The following is a 15,666-nucleotide window of genomic DNA, read 5'->3' on the forward strand; positions in this document are numbered from 1 at the left end:
CGTCCCTCTCAGCTCTTGACGAGGAGACCGCGGCTGCGCAGCACCCACCGCTCCAGCGGACTGAAGATGAGCAGGTCGATGGCGATGCCGACGATCAGGATCAGGAAGATGGCGAGGAAGACCATCGACATGCTGCTGGTCTCACGGCCCTGCTCCAGCAACTGCCCGAGTCCCACGCCCAGATCGGGCGACGAGGCGATGATCTCGGCAGCCATCAGCGAGCGCCAGGAGAAGGCCCAGCCCTGCTTCAGCCCCGCCAGGTAACCGGGCAGCGACGCCGGCAGCACGATGTGCCAGGTGCCGCGCAGCCCGGTGGCGCCCAGCGTCTTGCCGGCCCGCAGATGCAGCGGCGGGATCTGGTCGACGCCCGCGACGAGGCCGTTGGCGATCGAGGGGACGGCGCCCAGCAGGATCACCGCGTACATCATCTTGTCGTCCAGCCCCAGCCAGATGACCGCGGGCGGCACCCACGCCACCGACGGCAGCGACTGGAGACCGGAGAGCACCGGACCGATCGCCGCGCGCACCACCTTCACCCGCGAGACCAGCAGCCCCAGCGGGGTGCCGATCACGAGGGCGAGGAGGAAGCCGAGCAGGCCGCGCGAGACGCTCGTCCAGATGTAACCGAGCAGGGTGCCCTGCGCCCAGGCGTTGGACACCTCGTCCCAGACCTGGGTGGGCGAGGGCAGCTTGTAGTCGTCGGTGACCTTCGCCCAGATCAGGATCTGCCAGACCAGCAGCACCAGTGCGACGGCCACCACCGGAGGCAGGACCTTCTGCGTCAGTACCTGGCGCACCGGGGTCCGGCTCACCCGTACCGCGTCCAGTGCGTCGAGCCCCGCTTCGAGGCCGGCCAGATCCTGGGCCTCGTCCCTCGGGGCCGAGTCCTTGGCGGTGGTCTCAGTGCTGGCCATGTCGGCGGATCTCCCCACGCAGTTGTTCGGTGATCTCGACGGAGAGCTCCGCCACCGCGGTGTCCTCGATGCGGCGCGGCTGGTCGATGTCGACCGTCCACTCCCGGGCGATGCGGCCCGGCCGCGAGGAGAGCAGGACGACCCGCTCGGCGAGCCGGACCGCCTCGCGCACATTGTGCGTGACGAAGAGGACGGAGACCTTCGTCTCGCGCCAGATCCGGGTCAGCTCGTCGTGCAGCACATCGCGGGTGATGGCGTCGAGCGCGGCGAACGGCTCGTCCATCAGCAGCAGTTGGCTGTCCTGGGCGAGCGCCCGGGCCATCGCGACCCGCTGGCGCATGCCGCCCGACAGCTCATGCACCCGCTTGCCGTACGAGCCGCCCAGCCGCACGAGTTCGAGCAGCCGCTCCGCCTCGGAGCGGCGCTGCGACTTCGGCACGCCGCGCAGCCGCAGCGCCAGTTCGATGTTCTTGCCCGCGGTCAGCCACGGGAAGAGGGCGTGCTCCTGGAACATCAGGGCCGGCCGCCCGCCGGGGGTCTCGATGGACCCCGCGGTCGGACGGTCGAGTCCCGCGACCAGGTTGAGCAGCGTCGATTTGCCGCACCCGGAAGCTCCCAGGAGGGTGACGAACTCGCCGGGAGCGACATCGAGCGTGATGTCGTCCAGGACGAGCTGCTGTCCGTCCGGTCCGCCGAACGACTTCGAGACGTGGTCGATCCGGGCGGCGTGCCCGACCGCCGTACGGTCCTCGGCCTTGGTGAGCGTGGTCGTCGCCATGGTCGTCACCTCCTGGGAGATCCTGGAACGGTCGGGTGGTTACTTGACGCCGAGACCGGCGTCGGCGACCTCGGGCTTGCCCGCGGCCTTGAGGATCTTGTTCAGCGGCTTCAGGTCGTAGATGCCCGTCAGGTCCGTCTCGTCCAGCAGCCCGGCCTTCACCGCGTGCTTGGCCTCCGTGTCGAGCGTGGCGGCCAGCGGGTCATCGGTGAACTGGATCGACTTCCACGCCGGGTCCAGGACGTCCGCCGGCAGTTCCTTGCCGGACAGTGTCTTGAGCGCGGCGTTGGCGGATGCCTTCGCCTTGTCCGGGTTGGCGTTGATCCACGTGTTGGTGTTGACCGAGCCGCGCAGCACCGCCTCGACGACGTCCGGGTGCTCGGTGAGGAACTTCTGCGACACGATGATGTTCGTGATCACGAACTTGTTGTCCGGCCAGAGCGTCGACTCGTCCAGGAGCACCTTCGCCCCCTGCGCGACCAGCTTGGAGGCGGTCGGCTCGGGCACCCAGGCGCCGTCGATGGAACCGGACTTGTAGGCGTCCGGGGTCACCTTGTTGTCGGTGCGGACGACGGAGACGTCGCCCTTGCCGCTCTTCGCGTCGACCTTCCAGCCCTTTTCGGAGATCCAGTTCAGGAACGCCACGTCCTGGGTGTTGCCGAGCTGGGGGGTGGCGATCTTCTTGCCCTTGAGGTCGTCGAGGGTCTTGACCTTCTTCGGGTCGACGACCAGCTTGACGCCGCCGGAGGCCGAACCGCCGATGATGCGAAGGCTCTTGCCCCCGGACTTCGTGAAGCCGTTGATGGAGGGCGAGGGGCCGATGAAGCCGATGTCGATCGAACCGGCGTTGAGCGCCTCGATCTCGGAGGGGCCCGCGTTGAACGTCGAGGGCTTGACCTCGGTGGAGCCCAGCTCCTTGGCGATGATGCCTTCCTGGATGCCGACCAGGGCGGTGGCGTGCGTGAGGTTCGGGAAGTACCCGATCTTCACGGTGTCCGTGGAGAGCTTCTTGCCGTTGGAGGAGACGTTCGCCTTCTTGGCGTCGTCGTCCTTCGCGTCGGAGCCGTAGCCGCAGGCGGTGAGCGCCACGGCGAGCAGCGGCAGGGCGGCGGCAGCGGCGACGCTGCGGCGAAGCGTGAAACGGGGGGCAGGCACGGGAGGGTTTCCTCTCGGAGGCCCGGTGCTCACGTCCCTCGGAAGTCCGGGGAGGCGGCCGGGAGGTCGGCAGGTCTTCGTCTGAACTGGCGGTGCAGGCGGTGCGGTTGGTGCTGCCGGGCGCGCAGGCAGTGCGCGTACGTCATCGCGCACATCGCGCCACCCCGCCCTGGCCGCTGCCGAGGGCGCCGCTGCCGACCCGGCCGCCCTCCTTCGCGAAGGTCGAGAAGATGTCGGTGCTCATCAGAAGTCCCACTCGGCGTCGTCGTCCGCCGGCGCCTGAACCTGCGTCACCGCGTCGAAGGAGGCGCCCGCCATGCCGGCCGAGAGCGTGGTGCCGTCCGCCGGGTCGATCAGCAGGAAGGAGCCGGTGCGGCGCGAGTCGGCGTACGCGTCGAGCGCGAGCGGCTCGGCGGTGCGGACCACGACCCGGCCGATGTCGTTGGCGACGAGCTGCCCGGGGGCCGGGTGCTGCGAGAGGTCGTCCAGGGTGAGGCGCGACGGGATGTCCTTGACGATCGCCTTGACCGTGCGGGTGGTGTGCTTGATCAGCACCCGCTGGCCCACGGTGAGCGGCTGGTCCGCGACGTGGCAGACCGTCGCCTCCACGTCCTGGGTGACCGCGGGCGCGTCGTCGGCCGGGGCGATCAGGTCGCCGCGCGAGACGTCGATGTCGTCGGCCAGCCGCACGGTCACCGACTGGGGGGCCCAGGCGATGTCCACGCTGTCACCGAGCAGGTCGATTCCGGCGATCGTCGAGGTGCGGCCCGAGGGCAACACGGTGACGGGCTCGCCGACCCGGAACACACCGGCGGCGATCTGGCCCGCGTAGCCCCGGTAGTCGGGGTGCTCGGCGGTCTGCGGCCGGATCACGTACTGGACGGGGAAGCGGGCGTGGCAGCCGGTGAGGTCGTGGCTGACCGGGACCGTCTCCAGGTGCTCCAGGACGGTCGGGCCGCCGTACCAGTCCATGTGCGCCGACGGCTCCACGACGTTGTCGCCGGCCAGTGCGGAGATCGGGATCGTGGTGATCTCCGGGACGCCGAGGGAGGCCGCGTACGCGGTGAACTCCTCGGCTATGGCGGCGAACACCGGCTCCGCGTAGTCGACCAGGTCCATCTTGTTGACGGCCAGCACCACGTGCGGGACGCGCAGCAGCGCGGCGACGGCGGCGTGCCGGCGGGTCTGCTCGACGACACCGTTGCGGGCGTCGACCAGGACGACGGCGAGCTCGGCCGTGGAGGCGCCCGTCACCATGTTGCGGGTGTACTGCACATGGCCCGGGGTGTCGGCGAGGATGAACCGGCGCCGGGTGGTGGCGAAGTAGCGGTAGGCGACATCGATGGTGATGCCCTGCTCGCGCTCGGCCCGCAGCCCGTCGGTCAGCAGCGCCAGGTCCGGCGTCTCCTGGCCACGGCTGAGGGAAGCGGCCTCGACCGCCTCCAGCTGGTCGGTGAGGACCGACTTGGAGTCGTGCAGAAGGCGTCCCACGAGGGTGGACTTGCCGTCGTCGACGGACCCCGCGGTGGCGAACCGCAGCAGGGTGGTGGCCGACAACTGCTCGGTTGTGGTGGTCATCTTAGAAGTACCCCTCGCGCTTACGGTCTTCCATCGCGGCCTCGGACATCTTGTCGTCGGCGCGCGTCGCGCCCCGCTCGGTGAGCCGGGAGGCGGCGATCTCGGTGATGACGGCGTCCAGCGTGGTGGCGTCGGAGTCGACGGCGCCGGTGCAGGACATGTCGCCGACCGTGCGGTAGCGCACCTGACGGGTCTCGGTCCGCTCGTGCTCCTTGGGGCCGCCCCAGTCGCCCGCGGTCAGCCACATGCCGGAACGGTTGAAGACCTCGCGCTCGTGGGCGAAGTAGATCTCCGGGAGCTCGATCCCCTCGCGCTCGATGTACTGCCACACGTCGAGCTCGGTCCAGTTGGAGATCGGGAACACCCGGACGTGCTCGCCGGCGGCGTGCCGGCCGTTGTACAGCTGCCACAGCTCGGGGCGCTGGCGCCGCGGGTCCCACTGGGAGAACTCGTCGCGCAGCGAGAAGACCCGCTCCTTGGCGCGCGCCTTCTCCTCGTCGCGGCGGCCGCCGCCGAACACGGCGTCGAAGCGGTGCTGCTGGATCGCCTCGGTCAGCGGCACGGTCTGCAGCGGGTTGCGGGTGCCGTCGGGGCGCTCACGGAGCTTCCCGGCGTCGATGTACTCCTGCACGGAGGCGACATGGAGGCGCAGCCCGTGCTCGGCGACCGTGCGGTCGCGGTACTCCAGGACCTCGGGGAAGTTGTGCCCGGTGTCCACGTGCAGCAGGGTGAACGGCACCGGCGCGGGCGCGAACGCCTTGAGCGCCAGGTGCAGCATCAGGATCGAGTCCTTGCCGCCGGAGAACAGGATCACCGGCCGCTCGAACTCTCCCGCCACCTCACGGAAGATGTGCACCGCCTCGGACTCCAGGGAGTCCAGGTGGCTGAGTGCGTACGGATTGGCGGTGCCTTCCGACACAGTCGCGACGGTGGTCACGCTGCACCCCTCTCGCTCAGCAGCGTGTACAGCTCCGCCGCGGACTCCTGCACGGTCTGGCGGTGCGACTCGATCCGCAGGTCGGGCGACTCGGGAGCCTCGTAGGGGTCGTCCACCCCGGTCAGCCCGCTGATCTCGCCCGCCGCCTGCTTGGCGTAGAGCCCCTTCACATCGCGTTCCGAGCACACCTCGACCGGAGTGGCGACGTGCACCTCCAGATAGGCGGTGCCCTCGGCGAGGTGGCGCTTGCGGACCGCGTCCCGGCTGTCCGCGTACGGGGCGATGACCGGGACAAGCACCTTCACGCCGTTGGCCGCCAGCAGTTCGGCGACGAAGCCGATCCGCTGCACGTTGGTGTGCCGGTCCTCGCGGGAGAAGCCGAGGCCCGCGGAGAGGAACTCCCGGATCTCGTCGCCGTCGAGCACCTCGACCCGGTGGCCCTCGCCGCGCAGCCGGCCGGCGAGTTCGTACGCGATGGTGGTCTTGCCGGCGCTCGGCAGACCGGTCAGCCAGACGGTGGCTCCCGTCTCCGTCACGCTCATCGAATTCTCCTGATCAGTCGTCATCAGCTGTGCAGCCCGCACTCGGTCTTGCCGCGCCCGGCCCAGCGGCCGGCCCGTGCGTCCTCGCCCTCCAGCACCCGCCGGGTGCACGGGGCACAGCCTACGGAGGTGTAACCGTCCATCAGCAGCGGGTTGGTGAGAATCCCGTGCTCGGCGACGTAGGCGTCGACGTCGTCCTGGGTCCAGCGGGCGATCGGCGAGATCTTGACCTTCTGGCGCTTCTCGTCCCAGCCGACCACCGGGGTGTTCGCCCGGGTGGGGGATTCGTCGCGGCGCAGCCCGGTGGCCCAGGCCGTGTACGAGGTCAGTCCCTCCTCCAGGGGCGTGACCTTGCGCAGCTTGCAGCACAGGTCCGGGTCGCGGTCGTGCAGTTGCGCGCCGTACTCGGCGTCCTGCTCGGCCACGGTCTGCCGCGGGGTCAGGGTGATGACGTTGACGTCCATCACCGCCTCCACCGCGTCGCGGGTGCCGATCGTCTCGGGGAAGTGGTAGCCGGTGTCGAGGAAGATCACATCCACCCCGGGCAGGGCCCGGGAGGCGAGGTGGGCGACGACGGCGTCCTCCATCGACGAGGTGACACAGAACCGCTTGCCGAAGGTCGCGGTCGCCCACTGGAGGATCTCCAGCGCGGAGGCGTTCTCCAGCTCCCGGCCCGCGTGCTCGGCCAGCTCCCGGAGTTCCGTCGCGGTGAGGTTGCCGGTCTGCAGGGTGTCCGTCATATCCCGTCCCCTTCAACGTCGTTGCGCTTCACTCCCCGGGTCAGCAGGCCCAGGAACTTCAGCTGGAACGCTCGGTTGCAGGAGGCGCATTCCCAGGCGCCGTGCCCGCTCTCGTGCGGGCGCAGATCCTCGTCGCCGCAGTACGGGCAGTGGAACGGTGCGGCGCGCTCGCTCATGACAGCGACTCCGCACTGGCCCGCGCGGCCCAGGCCGCGAAGCGCTCGTCGTCCTCGCGCTCCTTCTGGAAGTTCCCGAGGACCCGCTCGACGTAGTCGGGCAGTTCGGCGGATGTGACCTTCAGGCCGCGGACCTTGCGGCCGAAGCCGGCCTCCAGGCCGAGTGCGCCTCCGAGGTGCACCTGGTAGCCCTCCACCTGGTTGCCCTCCTCGTCCAGCATGAGCTGGCCCTTGAGGCCGATGTCCGCGGTCTGGATGCGGGCGCAGGCGTTGGGGCAGCCGTTGATGTTGATGGTGAGCGGCTCGTCGAACTCCGGCAGGCGGCGCTCCAGTTCGTCGATGAGCGCGGCGCCGCGCGCCTTCGTCTCGACGATCGCCAGCTTGCAGTACTCGATGCCGGTGCAGGCCATCGTGCCGCGGCGGAAGGAGGACGGCCTCACCTGGAAGCCGAGCTCCTCGAGACCGGCGGAGAGGGACTCCACCTGGTCCTGCTCCACATCGAGGACGATCATCTTCTGCTCGACGGTGGTACGCACCCGGCCGGAGCCGTGCGCCTCCGCGAGATCGGCGATCTTCGCCAGGGTGGAGCCGTCGACGCGTCCGACCCGGGGCGCGAAGCCCACGTAGAACCGGCCGTCCTGCTGCTGGTGGACACCGATGTGGTCGCGCCACCGGCTGCTGGGCTCAGCGGGCGCGGGACCGTCCAGCAGCGCGCGCTTGAGGTACTCGTCCTCCAGCACCTGGCGGAACCTCTCGGGGCCCCAGTCGGCCATCAGGAACTTCAGCCGGGCGCGGGTGCGCAGCCGCCGGTAGCCGTAGTCGCGGAAGATCCCGACGACACCGGCCCAGACATCGGCGACCTCGTCCAACGGCACCCAGGCGCCGAGCCGTTCGGCCAGCCGCGGGTTGGTGGAGAGCCCGCCGCCGACCCAGAGGTCGAAGCCGGGTCCGTGCTCGGGGTGGACGACGCCGACGAAGGCGATGTCATTGATCTCGTGGACCACGTCCTGCACGGGCGAGCCGGAGATCGCGGTCTTGAACTTGCGCGGCAGGTTCGAGAATTCCTTGCTGCCGATGTAGCGGTCGTGGATCTCGTCGACCGCCGGGGTCCCGTCGATGATCTCGTCGGCGGCGATCCCCGCCACCGGGGAACCGATGATCACGCGGGGACAGTCGCCGCAGGCCTCGGTCGTGGACAGGCCGACGGCCTCCAGCTTCTGCCAGATGGCCGGGACGTCCTCGATGCGGATCCAGTGCAGCTGGATGTTCTGCCGGTCGGTGATGTCGGCGGTGCCCCGCGCGTATTCGTGCGAGACCTCACCGATCGCCCGGAGCTGAGCCGTCGTCAGCCGGCCGCCGTCGATGCGGACCCGGAGCATGAAGTAGCGGTCGTCCAGCTCCTCCGGCTCCAGCACAGCGGTCTTGCCGCCGTCGATCCCGGGCTTGCGCTGCGTGTACAGGCCCCACCAACGCATGCGCCCGCGAAGGTCGTTGGGGTCGATGGAGTCGAACCCGCGCTTGGAGTAGATCGTCTCGATGCGCGACCGCACATTGAGACTGTCGTCGTCCTTCTTGAACTGCTCATTGCCGTTGAGGGGGGTGTAGTGCCCCAGGGCCCACTGGCCTTCGCCACGGTGGCGTCCTGCCTTGCGGCGGGGCGTGGCGGGCGCAGGCTGTTCCGGGGTAGCGGCCATGACAGTACGTCCTTCGGGACTGCAGGAGGGCGGCTCTGAACTGCACACTCGCGTCTGGGCGCGGCGGTGCGCAGGGATTGCAGAGAAAAGGGGGATCGCGGCGGTGCTGGAACTCTCAGCTCGCCGGACAGATGGCGCTGGACATGCGGCCGAGGTCGACGTGGCGTCGACTCACCAAGGCAATTCCAGTTCCAGACATGACGGAAGCGTGTCACGGGGATCTCGGGGCAGTCCACCACTATCCATGATGTGGACGAGACTGTCCCGACAGGTGAGACAATGTGGCGCCCGTCACTTCAGTGACGGGCGCCGGGTTCCCCGGAAACCCGGACAACCGTGTGCATTTCTTACGCGAGATTTCCCGGCCGGCTACGGCAACAGCGTGCGGCCGGATTCCGGCCACGGACCGGGGGTGGTGACATCGGGTTCCAGCTCGGTCCTGGTGTCGAAGAGCCGGAAGCCGCGGCGCAGATAGTTGTCCATGGCGTGCGGCCCGTCCTTGGAACAGGTGTGCACCCACACCCGCTTCGTCGCGGGCCGCCCGGGCCACCGCTGGGCCAGGTCCCAGGCGCGCGCCGTGCCGTACGAGAGCAGATGCCCGCCGATCCGGCGCCCGCGGAAGGCCGGGATCAGGCCGAAGTACATGATCTCGACCACGCCGTCGTCCTGCGGGTCCAGCTCGATGTATCCGGCCGGCGTCCCGTTCACGTACGCCACCCAGGTCTCCGCACCGGGCCGCTCCAGCGCCTCCTGCCACTGCGCGTACGTCATCGGCAGCCGGTCCGTCCACTGGATGTCACCGCCGACCGCGGTATAGAGGAACCGGCTGAACTCGGGCAGCGGCACCTCGGACCGTACGATCCGCACGTCCGGCTCCGGCACGGCGGAGGGCCTCAGGTCGTCGGGGGAGGTCTGCTCCAGGGACCAGACGGTCACCTCGGCGACGGTGGGCTCGGCGGGACGCTCGGGGTTGCTCATGACCGCCAGAAAACCATGTCCTTCACTCCCGGCCCAAGCCGGGACCTGCGAGAACGCCATTCAGGGCAGGCCGCGCGCAGCGACCACCACCGGAGCCTTCGACCGCGGCAGCAGATCACCGGGGTGCTCCGGATGGATCACCTCCACCTCGACCCCCTCGCCGAAGCGGTACGGGCGGTGCTCCAGCACCTCCGCGAGATGGCGCCGCAGCCGGGAGATCTCGGCCCGGACCGTCACCGTCCTGGTCGGATCGCCGAAGAGGTCCTCCGCCAGCTCGGACGCGGTGCGCCCCTCGCGGTGCAGGGCCAGCGCGTACAGCAGCTCGGCATGGCGCGGCGAGAGGCGCTGCGTCCAGGTGCCCACCGGGCTCACCACGTTCACCGCGAGACCGCGCGGCAGGCTCAGATCGAGCACCACCCGGCGGGGCGGGCTGTCCATCGCCCCGTCCGCCACCTGCACCAGCCAGCCGCCCGGCAGCGGCTCCACCCGGCACATCCCGAGCGACGGCAGCCACACCCGGCCCGGCTGCAGCGACTTCGGCAGCGGCAGCCGGTCCACCGGCGGCATCCCGGTGACCGCGGCCAGCCAGCCGTTGCTGTCCACCGCCAGCGCCCGGCCCCCCAGCCGGCACAGCATCGGCGCCGCCACCGAGCGCAGCCGGTCGATCGACTCCAGATGCCGGGTCCTGATCTCGCTCTCGGCCAGCCGGGCCACCGAACCGACCAGGGCGAGCGTCGTGGGATGGAAGGTGGCCGCCGGTCCGCTGATGTCGACGATCCCCATCAGCCGGCCGTCGCGCGGATCGCGCACCGGGGCCGCCGCGCACGTCCACCCGTGCAGACTGCGCACGAAGTGCTCCGCGGAGTGCACCTGCACCGGGGCGCGCGATGCGAGGGCCGTGCCGATCGCGTTGGTGCCCGTGATCTCCTCCGACCAGGCGGCGCCCTCGGCCAGACAGATGTCGTCGGCCCGGCGCAGAATCCCCGGGTTGCCCTGGCGCCACAGCACGCGGCCGTCCAGATCGGTGACCACCATGATCTGCTGCGAGGCGTCCGCGATGCTCACCAGACCGTCGCTGAGCAGCGGCATCACCTCGCCCAGCGTGGAACTGCGGCGCCGGTGCTCGATCTCCTCCAGCTCCAGCAGGACGCTCTCGGTGGACTGTTCGGGATCGATGCCGCTGCGCAGCACCCGGTCCCACGAGGCCCCGATCTCGGCCCGTGGCCGGACCGGCATCCTGTCGCCCGCCATCCGCGCCTCGCGGGCCCGGTGGAGCAGGCGCGTGGCGCGGTCGGACTCCTGCGCGGCGAGCCGCCTCACATCGACAGGACCTGTCTCCACGTCGGATTCCCCCTAGGTGCCAGTGCCGTGCCGGTGCCGGGACCGTGCCAAGGGCCGCCGCGTCCATCCTGCCGCCGCGGGTGCCCCGGCACCGCAACTCCACACAATGGTTGCAACCCTCTGCAACTCTGGCGACGGCCCTTCGACCGTACAAGAGTGGCGATACACCGGACGGCGGGGATTCGTCCCCGAAGTCCGGTGTGTACAGCATGGGGGGTGGTGCCGTGTCGGCGCAGCACCACCCCCTGTTGCTGCTCGGAACCCTTCCGGGTCAACGCTCCACGGGCCGGGCCCGTTCCACGACCGACGCCAGGTCCAGGGTGTGCGGCAGCGTCCCGAACGCCGAGCCCCAGTCACCGCCCAGCCGTGACGCGCAGAACGCGTCGGCCACCTCCGGCGGAGCCCAGCGCACCAGCAGCGAACCCTGAAGCACCAGCGCCATCCGCTCCACGAGCCGGCGGGCCCGTGCCTCGATCCCCTGCAGATCGGCGAGCTCCGTCAGCAGGTCCTTGATGGCCCGGTCGAGCCGGTGGTCGGCGCCGCGCGCCCTGCCCACCTCCTGGAGAAACGCGTCGAACGCCAGCGGCTCGCGCTGCAGGGCCCGCAGCACATCGAGCGCCTGTACGTTGCCCGAGCCCTCCCAGACCGAGTTGAGCGGCGCCTCGCGCAGCAGCCGGGGCATTCCCGACTCCTCCACGTACCCGTTGCCGCCGAGGCACTCGAGCGCCTCGCCCACCAGCGGCGTGCACCGCTTCGTCACCCAGTACTTCGCCGTCGGCACCGCGATCCGCAGGAACGCCGACTCGCTCTCGGACCCGGCGTCGTAAGCGGCCGCCAGCCGCATCGCCAAGGCCGTCGCCGCCTCCGACTCCAGCGCCATGTCGGCCAGCACATTGCGCATCAGCGGCTTGTCGACCAGCACCCCGCCGAACGCGCTGCGGTACGTGGCGTGGTGCACCGCCTGCGCCACCGCCTGCCGCATCAGCGCCGCCGAGCCGGTCACACAGTCCAGCCGGGTCGCCGCCACCATGCCGATGATCGTGCGCACCCCGCGCCCCTCCTCACCGACCCGCCGGGCCCACGTACCGTCGAACTCGACCTCGGCCGAGGCGTTGGACCGGTTGCCCAGCTTGTCCTTGAGGCGCTGGATCGCGAACCCGTTGCGGGTGCCGTCCGGCAGCACCCGGGGCAGCAGGAAGCAGGTCAGCCCGCCGGGTGCCTGCGCCAGCACCAGGAACCCGTCGGACATCGGGGCCGAGCAGAACCACTTGTGCCCGGTGAGCAGGTACTCGCCCTCGCCGGACAGGGGCTCGGCGCGCGTCGTGCTGGACCGTACGTCCGTACCGCCCTGCTTCTCCGTCATGCCCATCCCGAGCAGTGCCCCGGCCTTCTGCCCGGCCGGCCGCAGCCCCTGCTCGTACACGTGCGAGGTCAGCAGCGGCTCCCACTCGGCGGCCAGGGCCGGATCGGTGCGCAGGGAGGGCACCGCCGCATGCGTCATCGACAGCGGGCAGCCGTGGCCCGCCTCGGCCTGCGTCGACACCAGGAAGCCCGCCGCCCGGCGCACATGCCCGCCGGGCCGGTCCCAGGCGTCGGTCAGGCCCGCCGAGACCGCGTGGCCCAGCAGCCGGTGCCAGGCCGGATGGAACTCCACCTCGTCGACGCGGTGCCCGTAGCGGTCGTGGGTGCGCAGCCTCGGCGGGTTCTCGTTCGCCTGCGCCCCCCACTTCTGGACCTGGGCCGAACCGGCGGCCCGGCCGAGTTCGGAGAGCCCGTCCAGGGCCCCGTCGAGCAGCTCCGGAGGAAGGTGCCGCTCCACTGCTTCGGTGAGGACCCGGTCCGCGTCGAAGACGTCGTAGCCGAGGAGGGGAGGGACCTGGTTGGACACGGTGTGGGTGGTGGCTGCCATGCCGATACGGTAAGGACGTGCAGGCAGCAAATGAAACACCCGAGCGGCCACCGGGCCGGCTCCACCGGGCCCGAGTCCTCTACCGCAACGTCTCCAAGCGGCAGCTGGCCTGGCAGTTGCTCAAGGACACCGTCAACTCGTGCATGGAGTACCGCATTCTGGGACTCGCGGCCGAGGCGGCGTTCTTCACCCTGCTGTCCCTGCCGCCCCTGCTGCTCGGACTGATCGGTCTGCTCGGTTACGTCGACGAGTGGACCAGCACCACCACGGTCGCCTCCATCGAGCGCAACATCCTCGGCGCCGCACAGACCGTGCTCTCCCAGCGGGGCGTCAACGACTTCGCCAAGCCGCTCCTGGAGGACGTCACCACCGGGGCCCGGCCCGACGTCATCTCGATCGGTTTCGCGATCGCGCTCTGGTCCGGCTCCCGCGCGGTCAACGTCTTCATCGACACCATCACCGTCATGTACGGACTCGACGGCCAGCGCGGCATCGTCAAGACCCGGATGCTCGCCTTCCTCCTGTACGTGGTGGCGCTGCTGCTGGGCGCGGTGGTCCTGCCGCTGCTCGTGGTCGGCCCCGACCGGGTCGTGGAGTTCATCCCCTGGGGCACCGAGGTCATCAGCGTCCTGTACTGGCCCCTGGTGATCCTGCTGTCGATCTCCTTCCTCACCACGCTGTACCACGTGTCCGTGCCCGTCCGGTCGCCATGGATCGAGGACATGCCGGGCGCCCTGATGGCGCTGGCGATGTGGGTGCTCGGCAGCTTCGTGCTGCGGATCTACCTCACCAGTACGGTCGAGGGCCCCACGATCTACGGATCGCTGGCCGCCCCGATCGCGGTGCTGCTGTGGATCGGCATCTCCGCTTTCGCGGTGCTGGTGGGGGCGGCGGTCAACGCGGCCATCGACCGGGTGTGGCCCTCGGTGGCGACCGCCGCGGCCCGTGCGGCCAACGACCGGGTGCGCGCGGTCCAGGCGGCCGAGTTCGTGGCCCGCACCCAGGCGGAGAGCTGGGACGGCGGGCCGGACGACGACATGGACGACGGCGACAGCCCGTACATGCCGTCCGAGTTCCCCGAACGGTGGTCGCGGTTCCTGCCGCCGGACGATGTGAAGTCCCGGTTGCAGCCGAGCCGCGAGAAGGAGACGGACAAGCCGCAGCCGCACGGCGAGTGAGAACGGCGGTCAGACGGCGGGCGGAACTCCGGGGGCCGGCGCCGCGGCCGGCGCCGGGGCAGGCGGTGCCTCGGCGGACGCGCCGGGCGACCACGAGAGCTTGATCGTCAGATGGCCCTCCAGCGCGCTCTTCGCGATGACCGCCCCGGCCTCGGACGTGATCTTCACACCGAATTCGAGCTCCACCCCGTCCGGCTTCAGGGTGCCGTCCCGGAACACCGCCAGCGCCGACTCGGCCGCCGACCGGATCCCCTGGAGCGCGCTGTCGAAGGTGCGCTCCGCCCGGGCCAGCGCATGGCCGTCGCGCGCGACCAGCTGCGCACCGGGAACGTGACGGTCGACCTCCACCGTCACCGTCGCGCCGCTCTCGGTGGTGAACTCCATCAGTGCCGCCATGACCGCCCCCGGATGCCGGTTCCGCCCGTCGATACGGCCGTGACTCCGGCCGTCGTTGCGCATTGCGTCGTGTCCGTCGACGAGACTAGTGCCATGGGCGACAGGTACGAAGAGCGCGTGTCGCGGCTGGACGGTGCGAAGGTCTGGACCCTGACCGTGCCGCGGGGCTCGGTCCATCCGGTACTGCCCGACGGCTGTATGGACCTGCTCTGGATCGGCGGCCGGCTGCTCGTCGCGGGCCCCGACACCCACGCCGAACCCCCGGCCGGCACGGGCGGCGGCACGTTCACGGGCATCCGCTTCGCCCCCGGCACCGCGCCCGCCCTGCTGGGCGTACCGGCGCACGAACTGCGCGACCGCCGGGTCGCACTCGCCGAGCTGTGGCCGGGCCCGCTGGTCCGCGAGCTCACCGAGCGCGTTGCCGGGGCCGTCGACCCGGCGGCGGCCCTGGAGGACATCGCCGTTCGCCGGGCGGCCGCCGCCGCGCCGCCGGACCCGGCGATGCGGTCCGTCGCGGCGCAGCTGGCCGGCGGACGCACCGTCGCGCAGACGGCTCAGGCGGTCGGACTCGGCGCCCGCCAGCTGCACCGCCGTTCCCTGACCGCCTTCGGATACGGCCCCAAGACGCTCGCCCGGGTGCTCCGCCTCCAGCGGGCGCTGGCTCTCGTACGGTCCGGGACGCCGTACGCCGACGCCGCGGCCGGGGCGGGCTGCGCCGACCAGGCACATCTCGCGCGGGAGATGCGCGAACTGGCCGGCACCACCCTCACCGCGTACTTCGCCGAGCCCTGAGCGCCGCCTCAGCCGACGCGGCGAACAGCGGCACCGGGACCGCGCCCGGAGCGCACCCTCAGCCGGCCGCGGCGAACAGCGACACCGCGCATCCGTCCGGGTCGAGCACCACCGCGTAGCGCTGCCCCCACACGGCGTCCCACGGCTTCAGATGGCCCCGGTACCCGGCGCCGGTCAGCTCGTCGTAGACGGCGTCGACCTCCGCCGGACTGTCGCAGAGGAAGGCGAGCCCGAGCCGCTCCCCGCCGTTTGCCCCGGCCCATTCCGGGTCGAAGGAGCGGACGACGGACTCGGTGTCCCACAGCAGGCGCTGCCCGCCCGGGAGCGTCACTTCGACATGGGGTGCGGATTCCGCGCCGGCGGGGATGTCGAGGCCGAGCCGGCGGTAGAAGGCGAGCGATGCGGCCAGATCCGCGGTGGTGATGCCGATCGCGTCGAGTCGTGGAGTCATGGTCCGACCGTAGGCCGGGAGCCGGCCCACGGTCTTGAACGAATCGGTCATGTCCCGCCCACCTCGGGCGATGTCCGGCCCGTGACATAGATTTCCGGTGGGGCGGG

17 protein-coding genes are annotated in these 15,666 nt (G+C 70.8%); 2 read left to right on the plus strand and 15 right to left on the minus strand.

Translation table 11 applies throughout. The features are described from left to right. Positions 1 to 8: 8 nt before the first annotated feature. The 13 genes from OG782_RS30210 to OG782_RS30270 all read right to left on the minus strand — a co-directional run bounded on the left by OG782_RS30210 (position 9) and on the right by OG782_RS30270 (position 12,742). Positions 9 to 914, minus strand: coding sequence for an ABC transporter permease (locus OG782_RS30210; RefSeq protein ID WP_406456332.1), 906 nt, complete (start codon positions 912 to 914; stop codon positions 9 to 11). Then, positions 901 to 1,692: an ABC transporter ATP-binding protein gene (locus OG782_RS30215; RefSeq protein ID WP_406456334.1), complete on the minus strand. Its 792-nt coding sequence runs from the start codon at positions 1,690 to 1,692 to the stop codon at positions 901 to 903. The genes OG782_RS30210 and OG782_RS30215 overlap by 14 nt, the downstream gene beginning before the upstream one ends. Before the next feature lie 39 nt (positions 1,693 to 1,731). Further along, complete coding sequence (locus tag OG782_RS30220) at positions 1,732 to 2,847, minus strand: aliphatic sulfonate ABC transporter substrate-binding protein (RefSeq protein ID WP_406456336.1); 1,116 nt, start codon at positions 2,845 to 2,847, stop codon at positions 1,732 to 1,734. A 243-nt stretch (positions 2,848 to 3,090) separates the two neighbouring features. Further along, positions 3,091 to 4,425 (minus strand): sulfate adenylyltransferase subunit 1, encoded by a 1,335-nt coding sequence (locus OG782_RS30225; protein WP_406456338.1) that lies wholly within the window; start codon positions 4,423 to 4,425, stop codon positions 3,091 to 3,093. 1 nt (position 4,426) lies between these two features. Beyond that, complete coding sequence (gene cysD / locus OG782_RS30230) at positions 4,427 to 5,362, minus strand: sulfate adenylyltransferase subunit CysD (protein WP_406456340.1); 936 nt, start codon at positions 5,360 to 5,362, stop codon at positions 4,427 to 4,429. Beyond that, positions 5,359 to 5,928 carry an adenylyl-sulfate kinase gene (gene cysC / locus OG782_RS30235; RefSeq protein WP_406456342.1) on the minus strand — a complete coding sequence of 190 codons (570 nt, stop codon included), beginning with the start codon at positions 5,926 to 5,928 and terminating at the stop codon, positions 5,359 to 5,361. Before cysC ends, cysD begins: the two co-directional genes overlap by 4 nt. Next, a complete protein-coding gene (locus OG782_RS30240; protein WP_406456344.1) occupies positions 5,928 to 6,644 on the minus strand; it encodes a phosphoadenylyl-sulfate reductase in 717 nt (238 codons plus the stop codon). The genes cysC and OG782_RS30240 overlap by 1 nt, the downstream gene beginning before the upstream one ends. After that, on the minus strand, positions 6,641 to 6,820 hold the full coding sequence (locus OG782_RS30245; RefSeq protein WP_406456346.1) for a hypothetical protein: 180 nt from the start codon (positions 6,818 to 6,820) through the stop codon (positions 6,641 to 6,643). The genes OG782_RS30240 and OG782_RS30245 overlap by 4 nt, the downstream gene beginning before the upstream one ends. Then, a complete protein-coding gene (locus tag OG782_RS30250) occupies positions 6,817 to 8,514 on the minus strand; it encodes a nitrite/sulfite reductase (RefSeq protein ID WP_406456348.1) in 1,698 nt (565 codons plus the stop codon). The genes OG782_RS30245 and OG782_RS30250 overlap by 4 nt, the downstream gene beginning before the upstream one ends. 115 nt (positions 8,515 to 8,629) lie before the next feature. Then, a complete protein-coding gene (locus OG782_RS30255; RefSeq protein WP_309486338.1) occupies positions 8,630 to 8,713 on the minus strand; it encodes a putative leader peptide in 84 nt (27 codons plus the stop codon). A 170-nt stretch (positions 8,714 to 8,883) separates the two neighbouring features. After that, positions 8,884 to 9,492: a GNAT family N-acetyltransferase gene (locus tag OG782_RS30260; protein ID WP_406456350.1), complete on the minus strand. Its 609-nt coding sequence runs from the start codon at positions 9,490 to 9,492 to the stop codon at positions 8,884 to 8,886. Between the two features lie 60 nt (positions 9,493 to 9,552). After that, the gene (locus tag OG782_RS30265) at positions 9,553 to 10,743 is read right to left on the minus strand and encodes a GAF domain-containing protein (RefSeq protein ID WP_406459348.1); all 1,191 of its coding nucleotides are present in this window, start codon (positions 10,741 to 10,743) and stop codon (positions 9,553 to 9,555) included. A gap of 361 nt (positions 10,744 to 11,104) precedes the next feature. Beyond that, positions 11,105 to 12,742, minus strand: a complete 1,638-nt coding sequence (locus OG782_RS30270; RefSeq protein ID WP_406456352.1) for an acyl-CoA dehydrogenase family protein — start codon at positions 12,740 to 12,742, stop codon at positions 11,105 to 11,107. 17 nt (positions 12,743 to 12,759) lie between these two features. Between OG782_RS30270 and OG782_RS30275 the strand changes: the two genes are divergently transcribed. Further along, the gene (locus OG782_RS30275) at positions 12,760 to 13,920 is read left to right on the plus strand and encodes a YihY/virulence factor BrkB family protein (protein ID WP_406456354.1); all 1,161 of its coding nucleotides are present in this window, start codon (positions 12,760 to 12,762) and stop codon (positions 13,918 to 13,920) included. A 9-nt stretch (positions 13,921 to 13,929) separates the two neighbouring features. On the opposite strand, the gene OG782_RS30280 is transcribed toward OG782_RS30275, so the two are convergent. Further along, positions 13,930 to 14,316, minus strand: coding sequence for a CU044_2847 family protein (locus tag OG782_RS30280; RefSeq protein WP_406456356.1), 387 nt, complete (start codon positions 14,314 to 14,316; stop codon positions 13,930 to 13,932). Between the two features lie 93 nt (positions 14,317 to 14,409). Here OG782_RS30280 and OG782_RS30285 point away from each other — a divergent pair, with 93 nt between their 5' ends. Continuing rightward, positions 14,410 to 15,108 (plus strand): DUF6597 domain-containing transcriptional factor, encoded by a 699-nt coding sequence (locus tag OG782_RS30285; RefSeq protein WP_406456358.1) that lies wholly within the window; start codon positions 14,410 to 14,412, stop codon positions 15,106 to 15,108. 58 nt (positions 15,109 to 15,166) lie between these two features. Here OG782_RS30285 and OG782_RS30290 read toward each other — a convergent pair whose 3' ends face one another. Next, the gene (locus OG782_RS30290; protein ID WP_406456360.1) at positions 15,167 to 15,610 is read right to left on the minus strand and encodes a VOC family protein; all 444 of its coding nucleotides are present in this window, start codon (positions 15,608 to 15,610) and stop codon (positions 15,167 to 15,169) included. Between the last annotated feature and the right edge of the window lie 56 nt (positions 15,611 to 15,666).

The organism is Streptomyces sp. NBC_00876, assembly GCF_045207435.1.
In the GTDB taxonomy this organism is placed as follows: domain Bacteria; phylum Actinomycetota; class Actinomycetes; order Streptomycetales; family Streptomycetaceae; genus Streptomyces.